Below are 25,635 nucleotides of genomic sequence, written 5' to 3' on the forward strand. Positions count from 1 at the left end.
GCTCACAACTCCGACAGGAAGGCGCGCAGCAGGCGCCTGAGCGCCCCCGCCGCAAGGGATGCGACATCGCGGGTTTCGGTATGGTGCGGCGTGCCGCCGTGCAGGCCTGCCCCCATATTGGTGACGATGGACAGACCGGCGACACGCAGGCCGTGGCGTCGCGCCAGGATCACCTCCGGCACGGTCGACATGCCCACGAGATCGGCGCCGAGGATTTTCGCCATGCGGATCTCGGCCGGCGTCTCGAAGCTCGGCCCGGTGAACCACATGTAGACGCCTTCGCCGAGCGATAGCGCCGCCTTTTCGGCCGCGCGCTTGAAGCGGCCGCGCAGATGCGGGTCATAGGCATCGACCATCGGCACGAAACGGCCATCGCCGGTTTCGCCGATCAACGGATTGGGGCCGTTCAGGTTGATATGGTCGGTGATCAGCGCAAGGCTGCCGGGGCGCATCTCCGCCGAGAGCGAGCCGGCTGCATTGGTCAGGACAAGCGGCGGCGAGCCGAAGGCGGTCAGCACGCCGAGCGGAATACGCATCACCGCGGGGTCGCCGCCCTCGTAGTAATGGGCGCGACCCTGGTAGATCAGCACCTTGCGGCCATGCAGCGTGCCATAGCAGAGCTGGCGGGCATGGCCGGAAACCGCGCCGCGCGGAAAGCCGGGCAATTCGGCATAGGGGATGCGGATCGCGTCCTGGACATCCTCGGCGACGGCGCCGAGGCCGGTGCCGAGCACGATCGCGCAGTCGATCACATCGACGCCCCGGTCCGCCAGGATGGACGCCACCTCGTCGAAGGCCGGATCGGCCGCCATGCATGCTCTCCCCTGGCCGCAGCGGACGGCCCCAAATCACCGCGGCAAATTGGCCGGTCCGAAGGAGGCTGGCAACAGCTCGTCCAGCGTGAAATGCGCCCGGATGCCTTCGGGGCCGGCGATCGCGATCGGCGTCTCCGGCGCGGCGAATTCACGGATGCGCTGGCGGCAGGCGCCGCAGGGCGTGACCAGCTCGCTCCCCTCGCCGAAAACAAGGATGGCGCGGATCGCCTTGCCGCCGGCCGCGATCATCGCCGCGATCGCGCCGGCCTCGGCGCAGGAGCCGACGGGATAGGCGGCGTTCTCGACATTGCAGCCGACATGGACGGCGCCGTCGTCCGCTAGCAGCGCTGCACCGACCTTGAAGCGCGAATAGGGCGCATAGGCGCGCCGCTGGATGGCGGCGGCGGCGGCGAACAGGGCCTCGAAATCGGGATCGGCCGACAAATCAGCGTTCCTTGACATAGGGCAGGCCGGAGGCCTTGGGCGGCGTCGACTTGCCGATGAAGCCGGCGAGCAGGACGATCGTCATCACATAGGGCAAGGCCTGGATCGCTTCCACCGGAACGAGGCCGATACCGGGCAATGTCACGCCCTGGAGCCTGATCGCAACCGCGTCCAGCAGGCCGAAGAGCAGGCAGGCGCCGAGCGCGGGCCAGGGCCGCCAATTGGCGAAGATCACGGCTGCAAGCGCGATGAAGCCGCGTCCCGCCGTCATATGCGGCAGGAAACCGGCGGATTGCGCCACGGCGAGATAGGTGCCGCCGATGCCGCAGAGCACGCCACAGATCGCGACCGCGCCGTAGCGCAGGCCGGCGACCGAGATGCCGGCCGTGTCGACCGCTGCCGGATTCTCGCCGACGGCGCGGATGCGCAGGCCGAAGCGGGTGCGCTTCAGGACGAAGGCCGTGACGACCACGCAGAGGAAGGCGAGATAGGCCGGGGCGGCATGGCCGGAAACGACCTCGTCATAGATCAGGCCGAGCCCCGGGACGTGCTCGCGCGCCCAGCGGGCGAAAGGCAGGGTGAGATCGCCGAAACGGGCCGGTCCTTCGAGCGAGGGCGTGCGGCCGCCCTGCCCGTACCAGGCATTGCCGAGCACGACCGTCAGCCCCGCCGCCAGCATGTTGATGGCGACGCCGGAGACGATCTGGTTGCCGCGCCAGGTGATCGCGGCGAAGCCATGGACCAATGCCAGCGCCAAAGCGGCGAGGATGCCGGCGCCGAGCCCGATCCAGGCCGAGCCGGTGACGAAGGCCGCGACCGCCGAGGCGAAGGCGGCGACCAGCATCTTGCCCTCGAGGCCGATATCGACGACGCCGGCCCGCTCCGACCACAAGCCCGCCATCGCCGCGCAGATCAGCGGGACCGACAGCCGGATCGTCGAATCGAGGATGACGGCAAGGAGCTGGAGCAGGTCCATCGTCACTCGCTCCCCCTTGTCATTCCGGGGCTTCGCGCAGCGAAGAACCCGGAACCCACGACTGGGTGTGCGCTTTCAAAACGACGACAGACAACCTCACCCGGTCGTGGGTTCCGGGTTCGATCCTGCGGACCGCCCCGGAATGACAAAGGGGCTCGCGCCGTCATGAGCTCCGCCCCATTCCCAGCACGGTCGCAATGACCCGGCGGAACAACCCGTCCAGCGCGCCGGCGAAGAGCACGAGCACGCCGCCGATGACCACGACCATGTCGCGGGTGATGGCCGGCTTGTCGAAGGAGAGCTCGGCCCCGCCCTGGTAGAGCACGCCGAAGAGCAGGGCGGCGAGTCCGACGCCGGCCGGGTGGCCACGGCCCATCAGCGCGACCGCGATGCCGACGAAGCCGTAGCCGGCGGTGAAATCGAGCACCAGCCGATGCTGGACGCCGAGCGCCTCGTTGACCGCGAGCCCACCGGCGAGCGCGCCCGAGATCGCCATCGCGATCATGGTCACAGTGGCGGGCGAGATGCCGGCATAGGCGGCGGCGCGCGGATTGGCGCCGACGGTGCGGATCGCATAGCCCAGCCGCGTCCGCCAGATCAGCAGCCAGACGGCGGCGAGCGCCATCAGGGCGAGGAAGAAGGCGCTGTTCAGCGGCGTCGAGGGCAGCTTCAGGCCGAGCGGCGCGAGCAATTGATGCATCGGCGTCAGGATGGCGCCGGCCGGGAAATCCGGCGTCTCGGGCTGCATCGAACCGGGCTTCCCGATGACCTCGCGCAGGAGATAGACGATCAGCGTCGCCGCGACGAAGTTGAGCATGATCGTGGTGATGACGACATGGCTGCCGCGCTTCGCCTGGAGCCAGCCGGGAATGAAGGCCCAGAGTGCGCCACCCGCAGCCGCCCCGAGGATCGCGAAGGGTGCGGCGATGAAGCCGGGCAACGTGGGAACCGCGAGACAGGCGATCGCCATGGCGATGCCGGCGACCGTCGCTTGTCCCTCGCCGCCGATATTGAACAGGCCGGCATGGAAGGCGACGGCGACCGCAAGCCCGGTGAAGATGAAGTTCGTGGCGTAGTAAAGCGTGAAGCCAATGCCCTCGGCGCTGCCGAGCGCGCCGCGCAGCAGCAGGGCCGTCGCCTCCAGCGGGTTCTCGCCGATGCCGACGACGACGAGCCCGGCGACCAGCAACGCCGCCGCGACCGAGACCAGCGGCACCAGCGCGACATCGGCCCAGCGCGGCAGTTCGACGGGCGCGGCGCTCATGCGGCCTCGTCGGTCACGCCGGCCATGAGCAGGCCGAGATCGCGCTCGTCGGCCGCTTCGGCGGCGCGCTCGCCGGTGATCCGGCCGCCGCACATCGCGATGATCCGGTCGGAGAGCGCCATCACCTCTTCCAGCTCGACCGAGACGAGCAGGATCGCGACGCCCTGATCACGCAAAGCCACCAGGCGGCGGTGGATGAACTCGATCGCGCCGATATCGACGCCGCGCGTCGGCTGGCCGACGAGCAGGACTTTCGGGCCGCGCTCGATCTCGCGGGCGAGCACGATCTTCTGCTGGTTGCCGCCGGAGAATTTCGCCGTCTTCAGCGCCGGATCGGGTGGGCGCACGTCGTAAGCGGCGAAGGCTTCGCGGGCATGCGCCTCGATGCGAATGGGCGAGAGCAGCGGGCCGGCACCGAAGGCCGGATCGTGCTGGTAGCCGAGAATGGCGTTCTCGGCGGCCGAGAAAGCGGTGACAAGGCCGCTGCGATGGCGATCCTCGGGAATATGCATCAGGCCGCGAGCGCGCAAGCGTGCCGGATGGCGATCGGCTGCCGCCAGGATTTGCCCGCCGAGCCGGATCACGCCGCGGCTCGGCTGGATCAGGCCGGCCAGCACCTCCAGCAATTCGCTCTGGCCATTGCCGGCGACCCCGGCGATGCCAACGATCTCGCCTTCATGGAGCGTGAGGTTCACATCCTTCAGGGTCTCGGTGCCACGCCCGTCGCGGCAGGTGAGGCCTACCGCTTCCAGCACCGGTGCGCCACGCTGGCGCGGCTCCTTCTCGACGCGCAGCAGCACGCGCCGCCCGACCATCGCCTCGGCCAGGGCCGGCGGCGAGGTTTCGGCTGTCGCGACATGGGCGACCATCTCGCCTCGGCGCATCACCGAGACCCGGTCGGTCACGTCCATGATCTCGCGCAGCTTGTGGGTGATCAGGATCACCGTCTTGCCCTGCGCCTTCAGCGCCCGGAGCAGGGCGAAGAGCTGGTCAGCCTCGGCCGGGGTCAGGACGGCGGTCGGCTCGTCGAGGATCAGGATCTCGGCGCCACGATAGAGCGCCTTGAGGATCTCGACGCGCTGCTGCAGGCCGACGGAAAGCTCGCCGACGATGGCATCGGGATCAATCGCGAGGCCGTAATCCCCAGAGAGCCTGGCGAGCGCGGCCCGCGCCTTGCCGACGCCGCCCTTGAGCAGCGCTCCGCCTTCGGCGCCGAGCACGACGTTCTCGACGACGCTCAGCGTCTCCACCAGCATGAAATGCTGATGGACCATGCCGATCCCGGCCGCGATCGCATCGGCCGGGGAGCGGATGCGGCGCGGCGCGCCGGCGATCCTGATCTCGCCGGCATCGGCCTCGTAGAAGCCGTAGAGGATCGACATCAGCGTCGACTTGCCGGCGCCGTTCTCGCCGACGATGCCGTGAATCGAACCGGTCGCAACCGAAAGGGATACGTCCCTGTTGGCCGCGACCGGGCCGAAGCGCTTGGAGATGCCGGCGAGCGCGATGGCGGGCGGCGGCGCTTTGATCGTCATGACGCGGGAAACGCGACGCAGAACCCCTCTCCGGCATCGAAGTCGGCTGTTGCCGACTTCGACACTTTACGATGCCCATCTCGGGCAAGCCCGAGATGGGTGAGAGGGGCAGGGGTGAGGTGTAGGCCCCTGGACCAAGAAACCGCAGCCTCACCGCTACGCAGCGACCACCTCACAGCCAACACGGTGAACGGCCGACCCCTCACCCTGCCCTCTCCCTCCGGGAAAGGGTTCCCCGTGCCCTGATCTGCACGCTTGAGCCAACTCACATCGTGCATTTCTGGTCGGACATGTAGTCGTGGACCTTGACGGTGCCGGCGATGATGTCGGCCTTGGCCTTGTCGGCGGCGGCCTTCATCTCGGGCGTGATCAGGCTCCGGTTGTTGTCGTCCAGCGCCCAGTCGATGCCGCCTTCCTTGAGGCCCAGCACGGAGATGCCCGGCTTCCAGGAACCGTCCTGCGCCGCCTTGAACGAGTTGTAGGCGGCGATGTCGACGCGCTTCAGCATCGAGGTCAGCACCTTGCCGGGATGCAGGGCGTTCTGGTTGGAGTCGACGCCGATGCCGAGCTTGCCGGCATCCGCCACGGCGCGGAGCACGCCGATGCCGGTGCCGCCGGCGGCGTGATAGACCACGTCGGCACCGCGATCGATCTGCGACTTGGCGAGCTCGCCGCCCTTGACGGGGTCGTTCCAGGCGGCCGGCGTCGAGCCGGTCATGTTCTGGAAGATCTCGGCATCGGCCTTGCCGGCCTTGACGCCCTGGACATAACCGCAGGCGAACTTCCGGATCAGCGGGATATCCATGCCGCCGACGAAGCCGACCTTGCCGGATTTCGAGGCCATCGCCGCGAGAAGACCGACGAGATAGGAGCCCTCATGCTCCTTGAAGACGACCGACTGCACGTTCGGCAACTCGACCACCATGTCGATGATCGTGAATTTCAGGCTCGGAAACTCAGCCGCGACCTTCTGCAGGGCGGTGGCCTGCGAGAAGCCGACCGCGATGATCGGCGAATGGCCGTCGCGGGCGAAGCGGCGCAGGGCCTGCTCGATCTGGGCGTCGTTGGTCGGCTCGAAATCGCGGAATTCGACGCCGGTTTCCGTCTTGAACTTCTCGGCGCCGATGAAGACGCCCTCGTTGAAGGATTTGTCGAACTTGCCGCCCTTGTCGTAGACGACCGCGGGCTTGATCGGCTGCGGTTGCGCCAAGGCCGCGACAGTCGAAAGCGCCACGCCGGCGAGCGCCGCCGCAAAAGAACCCAAACGCATGGAAGCGATCCCCTGTTGCAGCCGGGCGCCGTTGTCCGGCCCTCGATAGCGGCACGATGACATGGCGCGACGGCGCGGCCAAGCTGGCGAAAGGTCATGTTCATCACGACGGCATGATCGTGCAGGCATGGCGATTGCCGAGGGGCCTCTCCCGGCCTTAGGCTGCCAGCGATGATGCTGAACGACGACGAGATCGAGCGCTATGCGCGCCATATCGTCCTGCCCGAGATCGGCGGGCCGGGCCAGCAGCGGCTGAAGAACGCGCGCGTGCTGGTGGTCGGGGCCGGTGGGCTCGGCGCGCCACTGCTTCAGTACCTGGCCGCCGCAGGGGTGGGGAAGATCGGCATCGTCGACGACGACATCGTCTCGCTCTCGAACCTGCAGCGCCAGACCATCTTCACGAACGAGGATATCGGCGCGCACAAGGCGGTGGTCGCCGCGCGCTTCGTGCGCAACCTCAACCCGAATGTCGTGGTCGAGGAGCATGTCACACGGCTCGATCCGCATAATGCCCGCGCGCTGATCGCCTTCTACGACGTCGTCGCCGAAGGTTCCGACAATTTCGCGACACGCTATGCCGTCTCCGATGCCTGCTTCCACGAGCGCAAGCCGGTGGTGATGGGCGCGCTCGGGCGCTTCGACGGTTCGCTGACCACGATCCGCGCCCATGAAGCCGGGCCGGACGGGCGGCCGAACCCGACCTGGCGCTGCCTCTTCCCGGAAGCCCCGCCGCCCGGCGCGATCCCGACCTGTGCGGAAGCAGGGGTTCTCGGCGCCCTGCCCGGCGTGATCGGCTCGCTGATGGCGCTGGAGGTCGTGCGCGCCATCACCGGCTTCGGCGAGCCGCTCGTCGGCAAGCTCCTGCTGGTCGATTCCCTGACGATGCGCTTCGAGACGCTGCGCTATGGCTGGGACGAGGCCAATCCGCTGAACGGGCACATCCTGGCCGAAGGCCGATCTTAACCCGCATCTGCTAGCCAATCCCCGTCGAAAGCACGGGGAAGGGCACAATGCAGGCCGGCGGCACGATCGAGGCGGGAGTTACGACCGAAGCGCGGTGGCTTCCGAGCCTGCCGCTCATCCTGCTCGGCGCCGCTGTCCTGATCTGTGCCCTGCTGTTGGCGCAGCCCCTGACGCTGCCGCTCGGGCCGATGTACTGGGACCTCGTCCTCTATCTCGACGCCGCCAACCGGATCGGCGACGGCCAGGTGCCGCTGATCGATTTCATCGCACCGGTCGGACCGCTTGGCTACTGGCTCTTCGCCGGGTTCGATGCGCTGTTTCCGCGCGCTCATCCGCTGCTCACGGCACAATGGTGCCTGTTCGCGGTGACGGCGCCGGCCATGGCGCTGATCCTGCACAAGGTCGACCGGCAATCGCGCGCCAAGGCGCTGGCGCTGCTCCTGCCCTATCTCGTCTTCCAGATCCTGCCGATCAATGTCGAGCACTACTCCTTCTTCCCCGGCACGGACGGGTTCGGCATCTACAACCGGCATGTCAGCATCGTGCTCTACGTGCTGGTCTCAGGCCTCGTCTTCCTGCGCGGCCCCGCGCTCGGCGCCGTCATCGGCTGGACGCTGACCGCGCTGTTCCTGATCAAGATCACCGGCTTCCTCGCCGGCGGCCTCGTCACGGCCTTCGCGCTCGCGGCCGGGCGGATCGGCTGGCTCCAGAGCCTGCTGATCGCCGCCGCTGCCGGGCTGGGGATGCTCGGGTTCGAACTCGCGACCGGCCTCGTCAGCGCCTATTTCGACGGTATCCTCGCGCTGATCGCGATCAATGCCGGCGGCATCCTGCCGCGCTTCGTCCAGGCCGCCTCGTTGCATCTCGACATCGTCGGCGCCGGAACAGCGCTCGGACTGGCCCTGCTCTGGCTGGACCGACGCGACATCATCGATGCCGCGCTTGCGCTGCGCCGCCAGCCTTCCGCCGCCGGCTTCGCCCGCCTGATCGACCGCGATGTCGCCTGGCTCGGTGCCGTTCTCGCCGCAGGGCTGTTCTTCGAGACCCAGAACACCGGCGGGCAGGCCTTCATCTTCATCTGGCCGGTGCTGCTGGTGATCCTGTCACGCTGGCTCGGCAGCGGCCGACGCGGTGCGCTCGTCGTCTGCGGCCTCGTCGCCGCCACCGCGATCCCGCCGGCCGAAACGGTGCTCCAGCGCGGCGCACGCGCGCTGATGGCGCAGGCAGGCTACGCCGCCCTGCCGAACCAGCATCTCGGCCAGTTGGGGCAGGTCTCGCAGCATGCCGACGTCATGAACCGCGCCAGCGCGATGCTCGACATCTACGCCAACCATCCCGCAACCTTCCGGGAATTCACCGCGCGCGAGATGCTGCCGTCACCGCAGCTCTATTCCGAGCTCGACTTCCAGGCCTCCTGGCTGATGGCGGTGGACGAAGGCGTCTCGGCGATCCTGGCGCATGAGCAGGCGAGCGGGCGCCGTTTCGGGACGATCATGAGCCTCAATTTCGTCAACCCGTTCCCCGCCGTGATGGGCCGCAGCGCCCCGCGCGGCATCGCCATCGGCGCCGACCCGTTTCGCGCCGTGCCGAAGCCGGATTCCGAGGAGATCGCGCTCGCCCGCGAGGCCGATCTGGTGCTCTATCCGCTCTGCCCGATCACGGTCGCGAACGAGGCCCTGCGCCGGATCTACGCGCCGGTCCTGACCGGCCGGCGGGAAATCACCCTCGGGCGCTGCTGGAAGGGTTATGTGAAGCCAGCTTAGCGCCCGCGCTTCGCCTCGATCACGTCGAAGAGCTGCGCCGCGAGGTCCGGGCCACCGAGCTTCTTGATCGCGCGCACGCCGGTCGGCGCAGTGACGTTGATCTCGGTGAGCTTGCCATGGATCACGTCGATGCCGACGAGAAGCAGGCCGCGCTCGCGCAAGGTCGGGCCGATCGCCTCGCAGATCGCCAGCTCCTGCTTCGACAGATCGGTCGGGCGGGCGGCGCCGCCGCGCACCATGTTGGCGCGCAGATCGCCGACCGCCGGGACGCGGTTGACGGCACCGGCCGCCTTGCCGTCGATCAGGATGATGCGCTTGTCGCCCTCGGTGACCTCCTTGATGAAGCCCTGCACCACCCAGGGCTCGCGGAAGAGGTTGCTGAACAGGTCGAAGAGCGAGCCGAAATTCGGGTCGTCCTTGCCGGTCTTGAACACGGTTGCGCCGCCATGGCCGTAGAGCGGCTTCATGACGATCTCGCCATGCTCGTCCCGGAAGGCCTCGATCTCCGCCCTGTCGCGGGTGATCAGCGTCGGCGGCATCAATTCGGGGAAATGCGTGACGAGGATTTTTTCCGGCGCGTTGCGCACCGAGGTCGGATCGTTGACCACCAGCGTCTTCGGGTGGATGCGCTCCAGCATATGGGTCGTGGTGACATAGGCCATGTCGAAAGGCGGGTCCTGCCGCAGCAGCACGACATCCAGCGTCGACAGGTCGACCTTCTCCTCGGTGCCGGCGGTGAAATAGTCGCCCTCGGCATCGCGCACCTTCACCGGGCGCATCGGCGCGGTGACCTTGCCGTCGCGCATCGAGAGCTTGTCGGGCGTGTAGGTGTAGAGCGTGTGGCCACGCGCCTGCGCTTCCAGCATCAGCGCGAAGCCGGTATCCCCGGCGATCCGGATGCGCTCGATCGGGTCCATCTGGATGGCGACGTTGAGGCTCATGACAGGCTTCCTGTTGCAGGCCGTTCTTATCGGGCCGCTGGCGGGGTTCCTGCAAGTGGGGCGGATCGACCACGTCGCCTTCTGACGGAATCGTCAGAAGGCGAAAACGTGATCGATTCCAGAAGCTTGGAGCATTGTTTCAGCAAAAACCGGTACCCACTTTTGCACAATGCTCTTGCATCACAGGACAAGCGCGAAGGCGGCCGGCACATGGCGCGGCCGGCGCCAGGGCGCCAGGAACACCGCGTCGGCGCGCAAATGATGGCCGGCGGCCCAGGGATTGCGGGAGAGCCAGTGCCGGATGCGCCGCTCAATGAGGCGCTGCTTTTCCGGGGTGATCGCGAGCATGGCGTCGTCGAGCCGGCCGCGCGCCTTCACCTCGACGAAGGCGATAGTGCGGCCGCGCTTCATCACGAGGTCGATCTCGCCGCCCTTGCCGCCGAAGCGCCGCTCCAGCAAGCGGTAGCCTTTCGCCATCAGCCAGAGGATGGCGAGCCATTCGGCACGGCGCCCGGTCAGGCCGGAGCGCTGCGCTTTAAGGCTGCGCCCGCCCGGATCGGCACCTGCCTTGCTCACGGATCGTCGCGGGTCAGTTCGAGCGCGCGGGCATAGACCTTGCGCCGCGGCTGGCCGGTCTCGGCGGCGACTTGCGCCACGGCTTCCTTCAGCGAGACCTTGGCCATCGCCGTACGCAAACGCTCGTCGATCGCCTCGTCGGAGGTCGCGAGATCGGCGGCGCCGGGCGGGCCGATGATCACGACGATCTCGCCGCGTGCTTCCTCCTCGCCATCGTAATGGGCGGCGAGTTCCGGAAGCGTGCCGCGCCGGACCGTCTCGTAGAACTTGGTGAGTTCGCGCGCGACGGCGCCGGGCCGGGCGCCGAGCACGGCAGCGGCGTCAGCCAGCATCTCGGCGAGGCGGCGGGGCGATTCGAAGAAGACCAGCGTGCCCGGAATGGCGGCAAGCTCGGTCAATCGCGTGCGGCGCCCGCCCGATTTCGGCGGCAAAAAGCCCTCGAAGAAGAAGCGGTCCGTCGGCAGGCCGGCGAGCACCAAGGCGGCCAGCACGGCAGAGGGACCGGGAATGCCGGTGACGGGCAGGCCTTCCGCCACCAGCTCGGCGACGAGCTTGTAGCCGGGATCGGAGACGAGCGGCGTGCCGGCATCCGAGATCAGCGCGAGCTTGCCGCCCTCGCGCAGCTTCGCCAGCACCTTCGGCCGCATCTGCGCGGCATTGTGCTCGTGATAGGGCAGGAGCGGCGTCGCTATCCCGTAATGCGCCAGCAGCGTTTTCGAGGTCCGGGTATCCTCGGCCAGGATCGCATCGGCGGCGGCGAGCGTCGCCAGCGCCCTGAACGAGATATCACGCAGATTGCCGATCGGCGTCGCGACGATGTGGAGGCCCGGCGCCAGCGGCTCGGCCTCGGCTCTCAGGCCGAAGGCGGTATAGCTGGGAGCGCGGGGGGTGGCGGCAGTGTTCGACATCGCGCCACGCTGCCACAGCCGCCGCAGCGGCGCCATGGCGGGGAACGCCCGCGCCTGTGCAACCCATAGTTAACAACTTGAAAATAGGCTTCCGCACTGGCACGAGAGGTCCGGGGGCATATCGGTTCCACAGGACTCATCGCCAGGCCGCGTTTCGCCGGCCCGGTCACGACTGGAGATCGCCCGTGTTCCATCATCGGCATATCGCACCGATCCTGCGGTTCAAGGCACAGGCCTTCGCGATCCTGCTGCCGCTCGCGCTCGCCGCCTGCGGCGGCGGCACCTCCGGCCTGCCGGGCTTCGATTCGGGCACGCCGGCAGCGGGAGGCGCCGCGCCGAGCGGCCAGACCATCGGCACCGGCAAGGTCAAGGTCGGCCTGATCCTGCCGCTGACCGCCGAGGGCCAGGGCGCGGTCGTCGGCAACTCCCTGAAGAACGCCGCCGAGATGGCGCTCGGCGAATTCCCCAACGCCGACCTCACATTGCTGGTCAAGGACGATCGCGGCACGCCGGAGGGCGCCCGCGCCGCCGCGCAGGAAGCCCTCTCCGAAGGGGCCGAGCTGATCGTCGGCCCGCTCTTCGCCCCCTCGGTCCAGGCTGCGGGACAGGTCGCGCGCGGCGCCAACAAGCCGGTGATCGCGTTCTCCAGCGATTCCAACGTCGCCTCGCGCGGCGTCTACCTGCTCTCGTTCCCGCCCGAGAACGACGTCAACCGCGTGATCGGCTATGCCGCCCAGCAGGGCCGCAAGTCCTTCGCCGCGCTCGTGCCGGACACCGCCTATGGCAAAGTCGTCGAGGCCGCCTTCCAGCAGGCCGTCGCCAGCCGCGGCGCGCGCGTCGCCGCGATCGAACGCTTCAGCTCGGACCCGGCTGCGATGAAGGCCGCGATCCAGCGCCTGATGCCCTCGCTCGCCCAGGCCGATGCGCTGTTCGTGCCGGCCGCCGCCGATACGATGCCGACGCTCGGCCAGCTCCTGCAGGAGGCCAGCTACAACCCGGCCAAGGTCAAGCCGCTCGGCACCGGCGTCTGGAACGATGCGGGGATCGCACGCGTGCAGGCGATCCAGGGCGGCTGGTTCGCCTCGCCCGATACCGCCGGCTTCAACGCCTTCGCCGGGCGCTATCAGCAGCGCTTCAACAGCTCCCCAACCCGCACTGCGACGCTCGCCTATGACGCGGTCTCGCTGGCGGCGGCGCTGGCGCGCACGCAAGGATCGCAGCGCTTCTCGGAAGCCGTGCTGACCAACGCCTCGGGCTTCGCCGGGGCGGACGGTGTCTTCCGCTTCCGTCCGGACGGGCAGGTCGAGCGCGGGCTCGCCGTGCTGGAACTGCGCAACGGCCAGATCGTCACGGTCAACGCCGCGCCGCGCGATCTCGGGCCGCGCTCACAATAGACCCGCAAACGAAAACGGCCGGGCAAGGCCCGGCCGCTTCCTGATCGCGTTGGGTTACAGGCCTCAGCTCAGCGGGGCGTATTTCACGACGCAGCCATAGGCCTTGGTGCTGGCTTCCGAGACCGGCTTGCCGGCCTTGAGCTCGGCGACGGCCTGGCGGACATAGCTCTTCGCGCCGTCGAGGCTCGACGCCGCCGAGGTCGGCTTGTCATCGATCGCGCCCATATAGGCGAGCGTGCCCTTGGGATCGATGATGTACATATGCGGCGTGGTCTGCGCGCCATAGGCCCGCGCCATCTTGCTGTTCGGATCGAGCAGGATGCCGGCCGGCGCGGCGTTGCGCTGGACCGTCAATTCCTTGGCCTTGGCGGCATCGACATGGCCCTGCTCGCCCTGTGGCGAGGAGATCACCGAGAGCCAGACCACGCCGTCCTTGGCCATGTCCTTCTGCAGATTCTGCATGGTCGCGCTGTTGTAGTGCTTCCGGACATAGGGGCAGTCATGGTTGGTCCATTCGAGGATCACCGTCTTGCCGGCGAACTCGGACAGATTGCGGGTCTTGCCCTCGACATCGACCGCCTGGAAGGCGGGGGCGGGGGCCCCGACCTTGGCCGTGCCTTGCGCGAAGGCAGCGGCCGGGACGGCGAGGGCCGCGAGGGTAAGGCCGGCGATGAAAGTCTGTCTGGTCAGGCTTTGCATGTCTGTCTCCCTTGGTTGACGTCGAAAACCTACGGCAATGCCGCCGTCTTTGCGTTGCGCCCGGCAGCCCGCTCGGCCGCTTCGACCAGCGTATCGACCGTCAGGAGCTGCGGCAGGATCTCGGCCTGCGCCTCCTTGCGGGCGGGATAGAACAGATAGAGCGGCACGCCGGCGCGGCCCTGCTCCGCCAGCGCCCTGGCGATGCGGCTGTCGCGATTGGTCCAGTCGGCCTTGAGATAGACGACGCCGAGCCTGGCGAAGGCGTCCTTCACCTCCTGCCGGGAAAGCGCGACGCGCTCGTTCGCAATGCAGGTGATGCACCAGGCCGCGGTGAAGTTCACGAAGACCGGCTTGCCCTGCGCCTGCAAGGCCGCGACACGCTCGGGCGACCAGGCCTCGATATCGCCGGCTCGCGCCTCGGTCGCCGCACCGGGTATGGCGTTCTGGACGGTGAACCAGCCGGCGCCGAGCACGACCAGCGCCGCCAGTACCGAGCCGAAGACGCGGCGCGCGAAAGAACCACGCGTCACGCCGACCAGCCAGACGGCGAAACCCGCCGCCAGAACCGCGACCAGCGCCGCGAGCACACCCTGCGGACCGCTCTGCACCGCGGCAACCCAGATCAGCCAGATCGCGGTCGCGAACATCGGGAAGGCGAAGGCCTGCTTCAGCACCAGCATCCAGCGGCCGGGCTTCGGCAGCAGGCGCAGGAGGCTAGGCGCGAAGGAGAGCGCAACCACCGGCAGCGCAAAGCCAAGCGCCAGTGCCATGAAGACGGAGAGGGCAACCGCTGGTGGTTGCGTCACCGCATAACCCATCGCCGCGCCCATGAAAGGCGCCGTGCAGGGCGTCGCGACCACGACCGCGAGCACGCCGGTCATGAAGGCGCCGAGGCGCCCGCCGCGGCTGGCGAGGCCATCGCCGAGGCCGGTCACGGAGGTGCCGATCTCGAAGGCGCCGAGCAGATTGAGGCCGATCAGGACCATCACCACCGCAAGCGCGATGACGAGCGGCGGGGACTGGAGCTGGAAACCCCAGCCGACGCTGCTGCCCAGCGCCCCCAATGCAATCACCGCGCCGGCCAGCACCATGAAGGTAACGAGCACGCCGCCCATGAAGAGCAGGCCCTGCTCCCGCACCTCGGAGCGGCTGCGATGGGCGAGCTGCGCGAAGCCGAGCGCCTTGATGAACAGCACCGGCAGGACGCAGGGCATCAGGTTGAGGATCAGGCCGCCCGCAAAGGCAAAGGCCAACGCCGCCCAGAGCGTCAGGTCGGCGCCCTCGGCCGGCATCGGAATCCGCACGACGGCCGGGCGCGTTTCCGGCGCGGCGGCTCCGCTGGCCGCCATCAAAGCAGGATCGGCATCGGCGAGCAGCGTGACGGCCCTCGGCGCCCCTCCCTCAGTAAAGGTGAGAACGCCAGAGATTTCAGGGTTCGCCAGCTTGAAGGCGCTCGAACGGGTCAGCGTCAGGGCGGGCTTGTCGCCGGCTGCGAGGGGCTGATCGGCGGCATGCTCGATCAGCGTGTCGGAAACCGGGAAGAAGCGCAGATCGGCGGCACCTGCCGGCAGGCCGGGCAGATCGAGAATGAGCTTGCCGGCATCGTCGCGGAGCTTGCCGCGGAACGAGGCCGGCTTCGGCAACGCCGCGATCGCGGCATCGATCCGCGCCTCGGCGGCCTGATCGACCGTGCCTGCAGCGGCGATGGGGAGATCAAGCGAGAAGGACCCCTCTTCGGGAATGCAGATCTTCTCGCAGACCAGCCAGGTCGCCTCGGCCTTCAGCGCAAAGCTCTCGCCGGGCTTCGCATCGGCGGGGACCGTGATCTCGAGCGGCAGCAGCACCGTGCCCTCGAAACCGAAATTGACGAGAGGATCGACGCGGATCGCCTGCGGCGCCGGCCACTGGATCTCGCCGGCGGAGGCGCCGGCCGGCAGGTCCCATTTGATCTGGGTCGGCTCGCCGGAATCGCCGGGGTTGAGCCAATAGGTATGCCAGTGCGGCGCGAGCTTCTGGACGAGCGCGAGCTTGAAGCGTTCACCGGGCGCGACCGCATCGCGGCTCGACAGCAGGGTCGCGGTGACGCGCGGCGAGGTGACGGCGGCGGATTCGGCCGCGAGCGCAAGTCCCGGAGCCAGCAGCCCCAGCGCCAGTACCACCTTGGGCAGGAAACACTTGCCGAAATGCCGCTGCATGATGCCGTCGCAATCCCTGAACATCCCGACCCCATGCCTCATTCCGCCCTCACCTGCCAATGACAAGGCAGTGAGGCGGGGTCGCAGGCATTCTGGGCGATCCGCCTTCGGGAGGCAGCGTGCCACGATGTCGCCGCCGTTGCCGTCATTGCGAGCGCAGCGAAGCAATCCAGGGGGATTGGGCGGAACACCCTCCCCCAGCCCCCTGGATTGCTTCGTCGCTACGCTCCTCGCAATGACAGCAGGGAGGCGATCAGATCGCGGCGCCGTCCGTGACGGTGTCGGCGCCGAGGCCCTGGCGAACCGCGCGCACGATCTCGGCTTCCGCCTCGGCACCACGCCGGCGTGGACGGCTCGCGTCGATGCGGTGCTCGGCGATGATCTGGCCCGGCGCGCCCGAGAGAACGACGACGCGGTCGGCGAGATAGGCGGCCTCGTCGATATCGTGGGTGACGAAGAGGACAGTCTTGCCGGTGCGCTGCCAGACGCGGATCAATTCTTCCTGCAGGGTCTCGCGGGTCAGGGCATCCAGCGCCGAGAAGGGCTCGTCCATCAGCAGGATTTCGGGCTCGACGGCAAGCGCACGCGCCAGCGAGACACGCTGGCGCTGGCCGCCGGAGAGCTGATGCGGCCAGCGCTGGGCCAGCGGCGCGAGGCCGACCAGATCGAGCATCGCCGCAGCCTTGGCGAGGCGCTCGGCACGGGACGCGCGGCCTTCGAGCCCGAAGCCGACATTGGAGACAACCTTGCGCCAGGGCAGCAGGCGCGAATCCTGGAAGACCAGCGCGACCGGGCGGCGCGCTTTGTCCCGGGAATTGATGACGACCTCGCCGCCGCTCGGCTTCGCCAGGCCGGCGATGACCCTGAGCAGGGTCGATTTGCCGACGCCGGAGGGGCCGACGATGGCCAGGAATTCGCCGCGCCCGACCGAGAGGTCGAGCTTGCGCAGGACTTCGGTCTCTTCGCCGTCGCGCTTGAAGGTCAGCGACAGGCTCTTGATCTCGATCACGCTTTCCAACGCAGCACCCATTTCTGGAAGGCGACGAAGCCGGTGTCGAGCAGGCCGTAGAGCGCCGCCATCGTCAGCATGTAGACCACGACGATATCGGTCGCGAGCAGGCTCGAGGCCTGCATCATGCGCTGGCCGACACCGGCGACGCCGAAGATCTCGGCCGCGACCACCGCCATCCAGGCCTGGCCAAGTGCGGTCCGGATACCGACGAGGATGCCCGGCAGGGCCGCTGGCAGCAGGATCTTGAACAGGCGCTGCCATGGGGAGCGGAAGCCGAAGGCATCTGCGACCTCGATGAGATCGCGGTCGACGCCGCGGATAGCGCCCTGCGCCGCGAAGAAGACGATCCAGAACACGCCGATGGCGATGATGAAGACCGCCGCACCCGGCGTGACGCCGAACCAGATAATGGCGAAGGGCACCCAGGCGAGGCCGGGAATCGGGCGTAGGACCCGGACGACCCAGGCCGTCGCCTCCTCGGCGATACGGGACATACCGATCAGCACGCCGAAGGCGATGCCGAGCCCGGCGCCGACGAACAAACCGACGAAGTAGTGCCAGAGCGAACCGAGTATGGCCGAGAACCAGGCCCCGGAGGAGAGTTCCCGCATGAAAGCCTTCGGCAGGGCGCTCGGCCCCGGCAGGAAGGCCGGATTCACCCATCCGAAGAAGGGCATCGCCTCCCAGAGCAGGAGGAAGGCGACGAGGCCCAGAAAGGCAAGGGCCGGAGCCCGCAGTCTGGTCACGATCTCAGCCGCCCGCCTTGACCGCACGCTCGTAGTACTGGGTTTCGAACAGCCCGTCGAAGGGGAGTTCCTTCTCCAGCGAACCGAGCTTGACCTGGTAGGCCTGCATGGCGCGGGCAGGCTCGATGATCTTGCGCGGATCGATCTCGAAGCGGCTCGCCGGCGAGACCAGCGCCTTCCGGATCAGTTCGGGATCGACGATGCCCTTGCCGAGCGCGGCGCCGACATGGGGGGCGGCCTTGGTCGGATCGGCCTTGATCAGAGCCGCCGCCTTGACGAGGCCGGAGACGAGGTTCTGCACGGCTTGCGGGTTCTTGGTGGCGAAGGCGCCGGAGACGGCGACGACCGTGCCGGGCTGTCCCGGGAAGACCTCCTCGCCCTCCGCGATGAGCTTGATCTGCGGGTTGCGGGTCTGGAGGATCGTCAGCGCCGGCTCGCGGACGCTGCCGCCATCGACCGCGGCGGCCAGGATCGCCTGCTGGGTCGCATCGATGCCCATCGGCACGATCTCGACATCGGCCTTGTCGACCTTCGCGACCTCCCAGAGCCAGTATTGCAGCGTCGTGTTGGGCACGGAGCCCGCCGGCTGGGTCGCGAGCCGCGCCGCCTTGCCGTTGGCAGTGCGGAAGGCCTTGAAGGCGGCAGCCGCATTCGTGCCTGGCGTGAAGAACTTGGTGAGCGAGGGCGCGCTGACCACGACGTTCTCGCCGATCGCGGTCGAGGCGACGACGCGGATGTCGACGCCGCGCGAACGGGCGACGGCCAATGGCGCGACGTCGGCGACATAGACGTCGATCGTGCCCGAGGCGAGCGCCTGGATCATGTTCGGGCCGGATTCGAACACCGTGATCGCGGTCTCGATGCCGCCCTGCTTCAGCCAGCCCTCGCCATTGGCAACGAAGAACGGCGCCGTACCGACGACCGGAATATAGCCGGCGCGCGCGACGACACTCTGGGCCCGGGCCGGGCCGGCGAGGGGCATGGCCGCCGCGAGGCTCGACCCGGCGATGAGGAACTGGCGGCGATCCATCGTTCAAATCCTTCTCGAAAACAGGGCGGAACGAGCCCCCATTGACAGATTGAGAAAAGGATTTTCTATCTAGATGCAATAGATCAGCTAGAAAAAGATATTCCATCTCTTTCCTGCGAAATCTGCGAAATGAATTTCTTCAGATAGCGAGCTTGAGAGAATGGACGCCATCGACCGCAAGATCCTCACCGTGCTTCAGGCGGACGCGAATATCTCGATCGCGGAGTTGGCCGACCGCGTCGGGCTCTCGCAGACCCCGTGCTGGAAGCGCATCCAGAAGCTCGAACAGGCCGGCGTGATCCTGAAGCGCGTCGCGCTGGTGGCGCCCGAGAAGATCGGGCTCGGTCTCACCGTCTTCGTCCAGATCGAGACGGCGGATCATTCCGGCCCGTGGCTCGACAAGTTCGCCCAGATGGTCGCGGCGATGCCGGAGGTGATGGAGTTCTACCGGATGGCGGGGGATGTCGACTACATGCTGCGCGTCGTCGTCGCCGACATGGCCGCCTATGATGGCTTCTACAAGAAGCTGATCGAGACGATCCCGCTCAAGAACGTCACCTCGCGCTTCGCGATGGAGCGGATCAAGGCGACGACGGCCTACAAGGTGCCTGACCTGCCCCGCAACTGAGGAAGACGGGGCAACGCGCGGCGCATGACAGCGCGGCGCGGCGGATGCTAGGTAACGGACAGTTCGACCGTCGCGCTGCCCGAGGAGCCGTCTTGTCCGCTTCCCGCTCCGTCCTGCTGATCATCGGTGGCGGCATCGCCGCCTACAAGATGCTCGAAGTCATCCGCCGGTTGAAGGATCGCGGCATCGCCTCGCGCTGCATCGTAACCAAGGCCGGCGAACAGTTCGTGACGCCGCTCACCGTCTCGTCGCTCGCGGGCGAGCGCTGCTTCACCGACATGTTCTCGCTGACGGACGAGGCCGATATCGGCCATATCCAGCTCTCGCGCTCGACCGATCTCGTGGTGGTGGCGCCCGCGACCGCCGATCTGATCGCCAAGATGGCGAACGGGCTCGCCGACGACCTCGCCTCGACCGCCCTGCTCGCCACCGACAAGCGCGTGTTGATCGCGCCGGCGATGAACCCGCGCATGTGGCAGCACCCGGCGACGCGGCGGAACATGGCGCAGCTCGAAAAGGACGGCATTCTGGTCGTCGGTCCCAATGTCGGCGCCATGGCCGAGCGCGGCGAGAGCGGACCTGGCCGCATGGCCGAGCCGCCGGAAATCCTCGCCGCGATCGAGCTGGCCCTTGCCGGCGAGAAGCCCAATGCCCAGCGCGCCATCGGCTTCCTCGGCCGGTTGCCGGGCGGCGAACACGCGACCGGCGCGCTCGCCGGGCAGCATGTGCTGATCACCTCGGGGCCGACGCATGAGCCGATCGACCCCGTGCGCTACATCGCCAACCGTTCCTCCGGGAAGCAGGGCCATGCCATCGCTGCCGCGGCAGCCGCGGCCGGCGCGCGGGTCACGCTGGTCAGCGGGCCGGTCAGCCTGCCCGATCCCGCGGGGGTTGAGACCATCCATGTCGAATCGGCCCGCGAGATGCTCAACGCCGTCGAGACGGCGCTGCCGGCCGATATCGCGATCTTCGCCGCCGCCGTCGCCGACTGGCGCGTGGCGGATGCCGCCTCCGACAAGCTGAAGAAGGACGGCAAGGCACTGCCGCCGCTCTCGCTGGTCGAGAACCCCGACATCCTCGCCACCGTCGCGCATCGCAGGAGCGGGCGCCCGCCTCTGGTCGTCGGCTTCGCGGCGGAGACGCAGAACGTGATCGACTACGCTCGCGCCAAGCTCGCCAGGAAGGGCTGCGACCTGATCGTCGCCAATGATGTCGGCGGCACCGGCGTGATGGGCGGCGACGCCAATACCGTGCATCTGGTCACGGCATCGGGTGTCGAGACCTGGCCGACCCTGCCGAAGGGCGAGGTCGCGGCGCGGCTGATCGCCCACATCGCGGGGCTGGCGCCGGTCCGGCAGGCGGATTGACGATGGTCACGGTCCTGCTGCAACGCCTCCCGCATGGCGCCGACCTGCCCTTGCCCGCCTATGAGACGGCAGGCGCGGCCGGGCTCGACCTGCGCGCTGCCATCGGCGAGAGCGTTACACTTGCACCCGGTGCGCGGACGCTCGTGCCGACGGGGCTGTCGATGCAACTGCCGGCAGGTTTCGAAGGGCAGGTCCGGCCGCGTTCGGGGTTGGCGCTGCGCCATGGCGTCACCGTGCTGAATGCGCCGGGCACGGTCGACAGCGACATTCATACCACCCGACTCAGCAAGGTGAACTCGTCCATCTGGCCTGCTTGCGACGCTCCGCGGTTTAAGAGGCAGCGCGGCGCAGCTGGCTAGGGTTGCGCAGCCGCGCTGACTCTGGGTCCAGCTTCGTACCGACGTATGGCGGCGGATTGGCTTTGTCGTCGGCCTTCGCCGCGGCATCATCGACGCAGCAGGCATCCGCTTCAGCCGGTGCGGGACCTCCGCAGCATCCTGCGGCTGCCGCCGGCGCTGCGGTGCATACGCCCGTTTCCGGTAAGACGAGCCTGACATCGTCGGCCTCGGCCAGATCGCCCGCGATCGCCGCCACCACCGACCGAACCTGCTCGAAGCCCGTCATCATCAGGAAGGTGGGTGCGCGCCCGTAACTCTTGATCCCGACGGTGTAGAACCCGGGTTCGGGATGCGAGAGTTCGCGGTGCCCATGCGGCGGAACGGATCCGCAGGAATGGAGGTTCGGGTCGATCATGGGCCCGAGCGCCCGGGCGCTTTCGAGCCAGGGGTCGAACTCGACCCGCAGCTCCCGGGTCAGCGAAAGATCGGGCCGCTGTCCCGTGCAGGCCACGATGCGGTCGATCGGTCCGATGGTTCTGCCGACACCGCCGACCTCGCCATGTACGACGATCCCCACCCCTTCCTGGCGAAGACCCGAAATGGCGAAGCCGGAGACCAATTCGATGCGACCTGCCGCGACGAGACGGCGCAGGCGCTGCCCAAGATCTCCCCGGGCGGCGAGCTGGTCGTTCGAGCCCCCGCCATAGACACGGGAGAGATCCCGGCCGCGCGTGACCCAGATCGCCTTCGTCGCGCTGTCCCGAGCCGAAAGCTCATCGAGGTCGAGCAGTACGTTCGCGGCCGAGTGCCCGGCGCCCACCACCAACGTCGTTCGGCCGACATAGTCGGCTCGGTCACGGCCGAGGACATCGGGGATGCCGTAAGCGATCCGATCGGCCAGCGTTTCCTCGCCTTCCGCGGTCACGCCGCTGGCGCTCACCGGGTTCGGGGTCCTCCATGTTCCGGAAGCGTCGATTACCGCCCGGGCCTGGACGTGGCTCACCGCGCCGTCGCGACCCACGACGGTCAATTGGAACGGGCGCAGCTCGCGGTCCCTGCTCACCACCTTGTCGATGCCAAGGCGGCTGATCGCAACGACGCGGACCCCATAATCGATGACGGAGGCCAATTCGTTCGTCGCCGCCAAGGGTGTGAGGTAGGTTTCGACGAGCTCGTTCCCGGTCGGATAGCTTCCGGCTTCGGGCTCCTTCCAACCGGCGGCCTCAAGCAGGACCCGGCTGGCCGGATCGACATTGAACTCCCAAGGCGAGAACAGTCGGACGTGACCCCAGTCCCGGATGTTGGCGCCGGCCGCGTCGCCTGCCTCGAGCACCTTCACCGGGACACCTCGCATCACGAGGTTCGCTGCGGCCGCGAGTCCGATCGGCCCGGCCCCGATGACGACGACGGGAAGCTCCTTCATCTGGATATCCTCCACTCCTGCTAGAAACATGGAATTAAGTGGCAAATGAAAAGCGCTCAAGCGGCCTTTCCGGAAGCCTCCGAGCAGCCTTCCTCGATGCAGCATTCGTCGGCGAGGAAGCCGAGAAGTGCATCCATGGCGGGATAGACCGCGCGGCAGATCAGGGTGGTGGCCTGTCGCTCCTGCGTGACGAGACCGTTCCGGATCAGCCGCTGAAGATGGTGGGACAGGGTCGAAGCCGGGATCCCCAGGCGTTCCTGCACCTGATTGACCGGGAGGCCGCCGTGACCCGCGCGGACCAAGGTTCGATAGAGCTGGAGGCGCGTCGGATTACCGAGCGCTTCGAGCTGCTTCGCTGCTTCTTCGACGTTCATGGAAATAGGTAGGCACGGACGGGATTACTCCGTCAAGCCTTATTTCCACGAACATCGAATTACTCCGCTGCCTGCACCTTCCGCACGCTGTCGCCGCGTTCGTACCAACCCTTCGACCGGTTCACGATCCAGACGACGGTCAGCATCACGGGCACCTCGATCAGGACGCCGACCACGGTTGCGAGCGCTGCTCCGGAGTTGAAGCCAAACAGGCTGATCGCCGCGGCGACGGCGAGCTCGAAGAAGTTCGAGGCGCCGATCAAGGCGGACGGCCCCGCGACGCAATGCTGTTCGCCGGCGATCCGGTTCAGGAGATAGGCCAACCCGGCATTCAGATAGACCTGGATCAGGATCGGCACCGCCAGCAGAGCGATCACCATCGGTTGGGCGAGGATCTGCTCGCCCTGAAAGCCGAAGAGCAGGACGAGCGTGGCGAGCAGCGCGACCAGAGAAACTGGCCCGAGGTGGCGGAGCAGCCTGTCGAGCGCGGCCTGTCCGCCCTTCGCCAGAACGCTGCTGCGGACGAGCTGCGCGACGATTACGGGAATGACGATGTAGAGGACGACCGAGAGGGCGAGCGTTCCCCACGGCACGGTGATCGCCGACAGGCCGAGCAGCAGGCCGACGATCGGCGCGAAGGCGACGACCATGATGGCGTCGTTGAGCGCGACCTGGCTGAGCGTAAAGTGCGGCTCGCCCCTCGTCAGGTTCGACCAGACGAAGACCATCGCCGTGCAGGGCGCGGCCGCCAGGATGATGAGACCGGCGATGTAGCTGTTGATCTGGTCGGCCGGGAGCCACGGCCGGAACAGCCAGGCGATGAAGAACCAGCCGAGCGCCGCCATCGAGAAGGGCTTCACCGCCCAGTTGATGAAGAGCGTGACGCCGATCCCACGCCAGTGCCTGCCGACCTGTCCGAGCGCCGAGAAGTCGATCTTCAGCAGCATGGGGATGACCATCAGCCAGATCAGGACTGCGACGGGCAGATTGACCTTGGCGACCTCGGCCGAGCCGATGGCGTGGAAGACGCCCGGCATGACATGGCCGAGCGCGATCCCGGCGACGATGCACAGCGCGACCCAGATGGTCAGGTAGCGTTCGAAGGTGGACATCATGACCTCAGGCGAGAGCAGTCGGGCGGCCGGAGGCATCCACGACGAGCTCGCCATCCTCCTTGCGGAATTCGCCGCGCTGCGGCAGCAGGAGCGGCAGCACGGCCTCAGACGGGCGGCACAGCCGAACGCCCTTGGGCGAAACGACCAGCGGGCGATTCATCAAGATGGGATGGGCCTCGATCGCATCGAGCAGGGCATCGTCGGAAAGGCTCGGGTCACCGAGGTTGAGTTCGGCGAAGGGCGTTCCCTTCTCGCGCAGGATGTCCCGGACGGTCAGCCCGGCGCGCTCCAGAAGCTGCTTCAGCAGCGTCCGGCTCGGCGGCGTCTTCAAGTATTCGATGACATGCGGCTCGACGCCCGCATTGCGGATCAGCGCGAGCGTGTTCCGGGACGTCCCGCAGACAGAGTTGTGGTAGATGATCACGTCCATCAGGCGACCTCCGGGCGGCGACCGCTCGCGCCTTCGAGGCCCCCGATCCGCCGAACCTGCTGAGCCAACGCCATCTCGTCGAGGCTGGCGACGGGCAGCGACAAGAGGACGTTGATCCGGTTCCTGAGATAGCGCAGCGCCGTCACGAAGGCTCGCTCGCGCTCGATCTCGCTACCCTGGACGTTGGACGGGTCTTCGATGCCCCAATGCGCCGTGGTCGGTTGCCCCGGCCAATGCGGGCAGGCCTCGTCCGCCGCCTGGTCGCAGACGGTGATCACGAGATCCATGACGGGCGCGCCGGGCTGCGCGAAGACATCCCAGGTCTTCGACGAGAGGCCCTCGCTCGGGATGCCTTCGGCATCCAGCACCTTGAGCGCCATCGGCTTCGGCCCGGGACCGCCTTCGCTGCCAGCGGAGAAGGCTCGAAAGCGCCCTTCCCCGAGATGGTTGAGCAAGGCCTCGGCCATGATCGAGCGGGCGGAGTTGTGCGTGCAGAGGAACAGCACGTTGTGGATGCGATCAGGCATCGGTCGTGACCTTCGGTGGGCAGCAGGGCGTGAGCTCAGCCAGAAGCGGCGCGCAGATCTCAGCGCGGCCACCGCAGCAATCCTTCAGGAGGAAGGCGATGGCCGATCGAAGCGCGTCGAGATCAGCCCGGTAGACGATCGAGCGGCTGAAGCGCTCGGAACGGACGAGCCCCGCCCGGCTGAGGATGCTCAGATGGGACGACATGGTGTTGTGGGGAACGGCGAGGCGCCGGGCCACCTCGCCGGCAGGCAATCCCTCCGGCTCCGCGGTCACCAGCAAGCGGAAGACGTCGAGACGGGTCCCCTGTGCCAGCGCCGCCAAGGCGAGAATGACTTGTTCATTTTCCATATGTCGAGACTTATCGATATGAAGCCTTCAAGGCAAGCGGAAATGACATTCTTGCGGTTCTGTAGGCGGCCCAAACCGCCGTTCAAAGCATCAAGTTGGGTCCACCTTGGTTCAGGTCATCCGCTTGATCTCGGCATAGGCGCCGTTGGTCTTCAACGTGATCGTCACGTCCTTGGAACCGCGATTGCGCCAGAACCAGCCAACCACCTCGGTCTCGACAGAATCGCTCCGTCATAGGCGGCCTTGGCCGCTTATGACGGAGCGGTGCTGGTGATCAGCCACGACGAGGCGTTCATCGACGCGATCAAGCCGCACCGAACAATTCATATGAGAGAATGACCGAGCTCCCGATCTGCCCGCGATTGACAGGGGCTCGTCAAGTTTTCGACAGAACTCGGCCTGAAGCCGCGGCTGAATTCCTACCGATAGCGTCTCGGCATTGAACCAAGCCGTTCTTTTGCGGCTACGGTCGACTGGCGCCACGAGCCGACATTCAGCAGCCACTTGGGAACAGACGTTCGGCCGCTCACCATCGCGACGCTAGTCCAAGCAG

General features: G+C 67.6%; 25 protein-coding genes and 1 pseudogene. 6 read left to right on the plus strand and 20 right to left on the minus strand.

Annotated elements, in window-relative coordinates; translation table 11 throughout:
- Positions 1–2: 2 nt before the first annotated feature.
- From ACWIEX_RS21810 to ACWIEX_RS21835, 6 genes are all read right to left on the minus strand, one after another.
- Entirely contained in the window at positions 3–812 is an 810-nt protein-coding gene (locus ACWIEX_RS21810) for a purine-nucleoside phosphorylase (protein WP_454035044.1), read from the minus strand.
- 36 nt (positions 813–848) lie between these two features.
- Positions 849–1,259, minus strand: a complete 411-nt coding sequence (locus ACWIEX_RS21815) for a cytidine deaminase (protein ID WP_454035045.1) — start codon at positions 1,257–1,259, stop codon at positions 849–851.
- Between the two features lies 1 nt (position 1,260).
- Positions 1,261–2,235, minus strand: a complete 975-nt coding sequence (locus tag ACWIEX_RS21820) for an ABC transporter permease (RefSeq protein ID WP_454035046.1) — start codon at positions 2,233–2,235, stop codon at positions 1,261–1,263.
- Between the two features lie 163 nt (positions 2,236–2,398).
- The gene (locus tag ACWIEX_RS21825) at positions 2,399–3,499 is read right to left on the minus strand and encodes an ABC transporter permease (RefSeq protein WP_454035047.1); all 1,101 of its coding nucleotides are present in this window, start codon (positions 3,497–3,499) and stop codon (positions 2,399–2,401) included.
- Positions 3,496–5,034 (minus strand): ABC transporter ATP-binding protein, encoded by a 1,539-nt coding sequence (locus ACWIEX_RS21830; protein ID WP_454035048.1) that lies wholly within the window; start codon positions 5,032–5,034, stop codon positions 3,496–3,498. Before ACWIEX_RS21830 ends, ACWIEX_RS21825 begins: the two co-directional genes overlap by 4 nt.
- A gap of 265 nt (positions 5,035–5,299) precedes the next feature.
- A complete protein-coding gene (locus ACWIEX_RS21835) occupies positions 5,300–6,304 on the minus strand; it encodes a BMP family lipoprotein (RefSeq protein ID WP_454035049.1) in 1,005 nt (334 codons plus the stop codon).
- Positions 6,305–6,475: 171 nt separating this feature from the next.
- On the opposite strand from ACWIEX_RS21835, the gene ACWIEX_RS21840 reads away from it, so the two are divergent.
- Together ACWIEX_RS21840 and ACWIEX_RS21845 are read left to right on the plus strand one after the other, a co-directional pair.
- Positions 6,476–7,267 (plus strand): HesA/MoeB/ThiF family protein, encoded by a 792-nt coding sequence (locus tag ACWIEX_RS21840; protein WP_454035050.1) that lies wholly within the window; start codon positions 6,476–6,478, stop codon positions 7,265–7,267.
- A 47-nt stretch (positions 7,268–7,314) separates the two neighbouring features.
- Positions 7,315–9,030, plus strand: coding sequence for a hypothetical protein (locus tag ACWIEX_RS21845; RefSeq protein ID WP_454035051.1), 1,716 nt, complete (start codon positions 7,315–7,317; stop codon positions 9,028–9,030).
- Here ACWIEX_RS21845 and gshB read toward each other — a convergent pair.
- The 3 genes from gshB to rsmI all read right to left on the minus strand — a co-directional run bounded on the left by gshB (position 9,027) and on the right by rsmI (position 11,455).
- Positions 9,027–9,971, minus strand: coding sequence for a glutathione synthase (gshB, locus tag ACWIEX_RS21850; protein ID WP_454035052.1), 945 nt, complete (start codon positions 9,969–9,971; stop codon positions 9,027–9,029). The two genes, ACWIEX_RS21845 and gshB, sit on opposite strands and share 4 nt — an antisense overlap.
- 180 nt (positions 9,972–10,151) lie before the next feature.
- A complete protein-coding gene (locus ACWIEX_RS21855; RefSeq protein WP_454035053.1) occupies positions 10,152–10,547 on the minus strand; it encodes a YraN family protein in 396 nt (131 codons plus the stop codon).
- Positions 10,544–11,455, minus strand: a complete 912-nt coding sequence (gene rsmI, locus ACWIEX_RS21860; protein ID WP_454035054.1) for a 16S rRNA (cytidine(1402)-2'-O)-methyltransferase — start codon at positions 11,453–11,455, stop codon at positions 10,544–10,546. Before rsmI ends, ACWIEX_RS21855 begins: the two co-directional genes overlap by 4 nt.
- 185 nt (positions 11,456–11,640) lie before the next feature.
- Here rsmI and ACWIEX_RS21865 point away from each other — a divergent pair, with 185 nt between their 5' ends.
- Positions 11,641–12,849, plus strand: coding sequence for a penicillin-binding protein activator (locus ACWIEX_RS21865; protein WP_454035055.1), 1,209 nt, complete (start codon positions 11,641–11,643; stop codon positions 12,847–12,849).
- A gap of 63 nt (positions 12,850–12,912) precedes the next feature.
- Here ACWIEX_RS21865 and ACWIEX_RS21870 read toward each other — a convergent pair whose 3' ends face one another.
- From ACWIEX_RS21870 to ACWIEX_RS21890, 5 genes are all read right to left on the minus strand, one after another.
- Complete coding sequence (locus ACWIEX_RS21870; protein WP_454035056.1) at positions 12,913–13,548, minus strand: thioredoxin family protein; 636 nt, start codon at positions 13,546–13,548, stop codon at positions 12,913–12,915.
- A gap of 29 nt (positions 13,549–13,577) precedes the next feature.
- The gene (locus ACWIEX_RS21875; protein WP_454035057.1) at positions 13,578–15,743 is read right to left on the minus strand and encodes a protein-disulfide reductase DsbD family protein; all 2,166 of its coding nucleotides are present in this window, start codon (positions 15,741–15,743) and stop codon (positions 13,578–13,580) included.
- Positions 15,744–15,996: 253 nt separating this feature from the next.
- Positions 15,997–16,773 (minus strand): ABC transporter ATP-binding protein, encoded by a 777-nt coding sequence (locus tag ACWIEX_RS21880; RefSeq protein WP_454035058.1) that lies wholly within the window; start codon positions 16,771–16,773, stop codon positions 15,997–15,999.
- A complete protein-coding gene (locus ACWIEX_RS21885; RefSeq protein WP_454035059.1) occupies positions 16,749–17,501 on the minus strand; it encodes an ABC transporter permease in 753 nt (250 codons plus the stop codon). The genes ACWIEX_RS21880 and ACWIEX_RS21885 overlap by 25 nt, the downstream gene beginning before the upstream one ends.
- Positions 17,502–17,505: 4 nt before the next feature.
- Positions 17,506–18,531, minus strand: a complete 1,026-nt coding sequence (locus tag ACWIEX_RS21890; protein WP_454035060.1) for an ABC transporter substrate-binding protein — start codon at positions 18,529–18,531, stop codon at positions 17,506–17,508.
- Positions 18,532–18,691: 160 nt separating this feature from the next.
- Between ACWIEX_RS21890 and ACWIEX_RS21895 the strand changes: the two genes are divergently transcribed.
- From ACWIEX_RS21895 to dut, 3 genes and pseudogenes are all read left to right on the plus strand, one after another.
- Complete coding sequence (locus tag ACWIEX_RS21895) at positions 18,692–19,159, plus strand: Lrp/AsnC family transcriptional regulator (RefSeq protein ID WP_454035061.1); 468 nt, start codon at positions 18,692–18,694, stop codon at positions 19,157–19,159.
- 92 nt (positions 19,160–19,251) lie between these two features.
- Positions 19,252–20,526 carry a phosphopantothenoylcysteine decarboxylase domain-containing protein gene (locus tag ACWIEX_RS21900; RefSeq protein WP_454035062.1) on the plus strand — a complete coding sequence of 425 codons (1,275 nt, stop codon included), beginning with the start codon at positions 19,252–19,254 and terminating at the stop codon, positions 20,524–20,526.
- 2 nt (positions 20,527–20,528) lie between these two features.
- Positions 20,529–20,792, plus strand: a pseudogene (dut, locus tag ACWIEX_RS21905) (dUTP diphosphatase); the annotation flags it as partial.
- A 64-nt stretch (positions 20,793–20,856) separates the two neighbouring features.
- Here dut and ACWIEX_RS21910 read toward each other — a convergent pair.
- Genes ACWIEX_RS21910 through ACWIEX_RS21935 form a run of 6 tightly spaced genes read right to left on the minus strand, consistent with a single transcriptional unit; the run spans position 20,857 to position 25,082 of the window.
- A complete protein-coding gene (locus tag ACWIEX_RS21910; RefSeq protein ID WP_454035063.1) occupies positions 20,857–22,287 on the minus strand; it encodes an NAD(P)-binding domain-containing protein in 1,431 nt (476 codons plus the stop codon).
- A gap of 56 nt (positions 22,288–22,343) precedes the next feature.
- Entirely contained in the window at positions 22,344–22,661 is a 318-nt protein-coding gene (locus ACWIEX_RS21915; RefSeq protein WP_173043012.1) for an ArsR/SmtB family transcription factor, read from the minus strand.
- A gap of 59 nt (positions 22,662–22,720) precedes the next feature.
- Entirely contained in the window at positions 22,721–23,773 is a 1,053-nt protein-coding gene (arsB, locus tag ACWIEX_RS21920) for an ACR3 family arsenite efflux transporter (protein WP_454035064.1), read from the minus strand.
- A gap of 7 nt (positions 23,774–23,780) precedes the next feature.
- Positions 23,781–24,206: an arsenate reductase (glutaredoxin) gene (gene arsC / locus ACWIEX_RS21925; RefSeq protein ID WP_454035065.1), complete on the minus strand. Its 426-nt coding sequence runs from the start codon at positions 24,204–24,206 to the stop codon at positions 23,781–23,783.
- Positions 24,206–24,733: an arsenate reductase ArsC gene (locus tag ACWIEX_RS21930; protein WP_454035066.1), complete on the minus strand. Its 528-nt coding sequence runs from the start codon at positions 24,731–24,733 to the stop codon at positions 24,206–24,208. Before ACWIEX_RS21930 ends, arsC begins: the two co-directional genes overlap by 1 nt.
- Entirely contained in the window at positions 24,726–25,082 is a 357-nt protein-coding gene (locus ACWIEX_RS21935) for an ArsR/SmtB family transcription factor (RefSeq protein ID WP_454035067.1), read from the minus strand. Before ACWIEX_RS21935 ends, ACWIEX_RS21930 begins: the two co-directional genes overlap by 8 nt.
- Positions 25,083–25,635 lie beyond the last annotated feature (553 nt).

The organism is Allobosea sp. NPDC055353 (assembly GCF_053644975.1).

Coding starts and splice junctions, on each gene's coding strand:
- ACWIEX_RS21810 (WP_454035044.1), bottom strand. CDS start 812: ATGGCGGCCGATCCGGCCTTCGACGAGGTGGCGTCCATCCTGGCGGAC.
- ACWIEX_RS21820 (WP_454035046.1), bottom strand. CDS start 2,235: ATGGACCTGCTCCAGCTCCTTGCCGTCATCCTCGATTCGACGATCCGG.
- ACWIEX_RS21825 (WP_454035047.1), bottom strand. CDS start 3,499: ATGAGCGCCGCGCCCGTCGAACTGCCGCGCTGGGCCGATGTCGCGCTG.
- ACWIEX_RS21830 (WP_454035048.1), bottom strand. CDS start 5,034: ATGACGATCAAAGCGCCGCCGCCCGCCATCGCGCTCGCCGGCATCTCC.
- ACWIEX_RS21835 (WP_454035049.1), bottom strand. CDS start 6,304: ATGCGTTTGGGTTCTTTTGCGGCGGCGCTCGCCGGCGTGGCGCTTTCG.
- ACWIEX_RS21840 (WP_454035050.1), top strand. CDS start 6,476: ATGATGCTGAACGACGACGAGATCGAGCGCTATGCGCGCCATATCGTC.
- ACWIEX_RS21845 (WP_454035051.1), top strand. CDS start 7,315: ATGCAGGCCGGCGGCACGATCGAGGCGGGAGTTACGACCGAAGCGCGG.
- gshB (WP_454035052.1), bottom strand. CDS start 9,971: ATGAGCCTCAACGTCGCCATCCAGATGGACCCGATCGAGCGCATCCGG.
- rsmI (WP_454035054.1), bottom strand. CDS start 11,455: ATGTCGAACACTGCCGCCACCCCCCGCGCTCCCAGCTATACCGCCTTC.
- ACWIEX_RS21870 (WP_454035056.1), bottom strand. CDS start 13,548: ATGCAAAGCCTGACCAGACAGACTTTCATCGCCGGCCTTACCCTCGCG.
- ACWIEX_RS21875 (WP_454035057.1), bottom strand. CDS start 15,743: ATGCAGCGGCATTTCGGCAAGTGTTTCCTGCCCAAGGTGGTACTGGCG.
- ACWIEX_RS21880 (WP_454035058.1), bottom strand. CDS start 16,773: ATGGGTGCTGCGTTGGAAAGCGTGATCGAGATCAAGAGCCTGTCGCTG.
- ACWIEX_RS21890 (WP_454035060.1), bottom strand. CDS start 18,531: ATGGATCGCCGCCAGTTCCTCATCGCCGGGTCGAGCCTCGCGGCGGCC.
- ACWIEX_RS21895 (WP_454035061.1), top strand. CDS start 18,692: ATGGACGCCATCGACCGCAAGATCCTCACCGTGCTTCAGGCGGACGCG.
- ACWIEX_RS21910 (WP_454035063.1), bottom strand. CDS start 22,287: ATGAAGGAGCTTCCCGTCGTCGTCATCGGGGCCGGGCCGATCGGACTC.
- ACWIEX_RS21915 (WP_173043012.1), bottom strand. CDS start 22,661: ATGAACGTCGAAGAAGCAGCGAAGCAGCTCGAAGCGCTCGGTAATCCG.
- arsB (WP_454035064.1), bottom strand. CDS start 23,773: ATGTCCACCTTCGAACGCTACCTGACCATCTGGGTCGCGCTGTGCATC.
- arsC (WP_454035065.1), bottom strand. CDS start 24,206: ATGGACGTGATCATCTACCACAACTCTGTCTGCGGGACGTCCCGGAAC.
- ACWIEX_RS21930 (WP_454035066.1), bottom strand. CDS start 24,733: ATGCCTGATCGCATCCACAACGTGCTGTTCCTCTGCACGCACAACTCC.
- ACWIEX_RS21935 (WP_454035067.1), bottom strand. CDS start 25,082: ATGGAAAATGAACAAGTCATTCTCGCCTTGGCGGCGCTGGCACAGGGG.